Origin of the sequence: Mesorhizobium sp. M00.F.Ca.ET.216.01.1.1 (genome assembly GCF_004010325.2) — a bacterium.
Classification (GTDB): Bacteria; Pseudomonadota; Alphaproteobacteria; order Rhizobiales; family Rhizobiaceae; genus Mesorhizobium.
On sequence record NZ_SADR02000434.1, the window covers coordinates 1 to 306 of the forward strand.

The 306-nt window shown below is 61.8% G+C and carries 1 protein-coding gene; it reads right to left on the reverse strand.

Translation table 11 applies throughout. The annotated features are described in order from the left end of the window. Nucleotides 1-306 (reverse strand): S41 family peptidase (locus EN859_RS36825; protein WP_245525893.1); only part of this gene is annotated, 306 nt, incomplete at both ends.

Consider the following 306-nt stretch of genomic DNA (forward strand, 5'->3'; position numbering starts at 1 on the left):
GTTTGCACGGAGCCTTTGCCGAACGTGGTCTTGCCGACGATCAGCGCACGGTGCTGATCCTGCAGCGCGCCCGCGACGATTTCCGATGCCGACGCCGAATAGGCGTTGGTGAGCACGACCATCGGCACGGTCTTGAAGATCGGCGCTTCGTCTTTCAGCGGGTCGGAGTCGAAAGATTGCAGACGGTAGTTGTCGTAAGTGTCGCGATAAACCTGCTTGGAGTCCGGAATCTGCCCGTTGGTGGAGACGACAACCGAATTGGGCGGCAGGAACGCGCCGGCCACGCCGACGGCGCTTTGCAGCAGG